We start from the raw sequence: 1,594 nt of genomic DNA, 5'->3' as shown, positions 1-1,594 counted from the left end.
TGGCTGGCCGACGATCAGAGGGCGGTGTTGCAGCGACGCAACATTCCCGACGCGGTGCTCGCCCAGTTGGCCGGCGAGCTGGCGGTACCGCTGCACGCAGGCCGGCTCGACCCTTACCTTTACGGCCAGTTCGAAGCGCGTCTGCAGGCCATGTCCTCGGTACAGGCCGGATGCGAGCGCATCGCCGGCACGCCCTTGCCGTTTGCCTACACCTTGCTGCTGCACCGCTGCGCGTGGCTGTTCTGCGTGCTGCTGCCGTTCGGCCTGGCCGGCGCGCTGGGCTGGGCCACGCCGCTGGTGTCGATGCTGCTGGCCTATGCCTTCTTCGGCCTGGACCAGCTCGGCGAGGAGCTGGAGGAGCCGTTCGGGCTGGAGCCCAATGACCTGCCGCTCGATGCGATGGTGCGTACCATCGAGATCGATGTGCTGGACGCGCTGGGCCGGCGGCCATTGCCTGAACCATTGCAGCCGCAGGGCCATGTCCTGCGCTGATCACCGTTTTTGAATCAAGGAGTAGTTCCATGGGCCATCCCCATTACCGCCCGCGCCGCATGCGCCATGACGAGTTCTCGCGCCGGCTGATGCGCGAGCACACGCTGACCACCGACGACCTGATCTGGCCGGTGTTCGTGCATGAGCTGGACGGCCGCGCGCCGGTCGGCTCGATGCCGGGCGTGGACCGCATGTCCATCGACGAGCTGCTGCGCGAGGCCGAGCAGGCGCTGGAACTGGGCGTACCGGTGATCGACCTGTTCCCGGTGATCGACGCCTCGCGCAAGACGCTGGACGCGGCCGAAGCCTGGCATCCGGAGGGTCTGGCACAGCGCGCGGTGCGTGCACTGAAGTCGCGTTTCCCCGAGCTGGGGGTGATGACCGACGTGGCGCTGGACCCGTACACCACGCACGGCCAGGACGGCATCATCGACGAGCGCGGCTACGTGCTCAACGACATCACCGTCCAGGCGCTGGTCAAGCAGTCGCTGTCGCACGCTGAAGCCGGTGTGGACATCATCTCGCCCTCGGACATGATGGACGGCCGCATCGGTGCGATCCGTACCGCGCTGGACGCCGCCGGTCATATCAACGCGCGCATCATGGCCTATTCGGCCAAGTACGCCTCGGCCTTCTACGGTCCGTTCCGCGATGCGGTGGGCAGCTCCGGCAACCTCGGCAAGGCCGACAAGAAGACCTACCAGATGGACCCGGCCAACAGCGACGAGGCCATGCGCGAGATCGCGCTGGACCTGGAGGAAGGCGCGGACATGGTGATGGTCAAGCCGGGCATGCCGTACCTGGACATCGTGCGCCGGGTGAAGACCGAATTCGGCGTGCCGACCTTCGCCTACCACGTCAGTGGCGAGTACGCGATGCTCAAGGCGGCCGCGGCCAATGGCTGGCTGGACGAGCGCAAGTGCGTGCTGGAGACGATGATCGGCTTCAAACGCGCCGGCGCCGACGGCGTGCTGACCTACTACGCGCCGCAGATCGCGCGCTGGCTGAAGGAGGCTTGAGATGGATGCTCCGGCGGTACAGGCCTACCAGTGGGTGGTATGGATGATCGGCGTGTCGGTATTCGCGGCGGTGATCGGGCTGG

General features: G+C 66.9%; 2 protein-coding genes. Both read left to right on the top strand.

Going from position 1 to position 1,594, the window contains the following annotated elements:
• Nucleotides 1–492: bestrophin family protein (locus JCM9942_RS15560; RefSeq protein WP_304941161.1), on the top strand; the 492-nt coding region annotated here is incomplete at its 5' end.
• Between the two features lie 29 nt (nt 493–521).
• Nucleotides 522–1,511, top strand: coding sequence for a porphobilinogen synthase (gene hemB / locus JCM9942_RS15555; protein WP_054660766.1), 990 nt, complete (start codon nt 522–524; stop codon nt 1,509–1,511).
• Nucleotides 1,512–1,594: the final 83 nt, after the last annotated feature.

Source organism: Stenotrophomonas pictorum JCM 9942 (assembly GCF_001310775.1).
GTDB lineage: Bacteria > Pseudomonadota > Gammaproteobacteria > Xanthomonadales > Xanthomonadaceae > Stenotrophomonas > Stenotrophomonas pictorum.
This window is presented reverse-complemented; position numbering and strand designations above follow the sequence as displayed.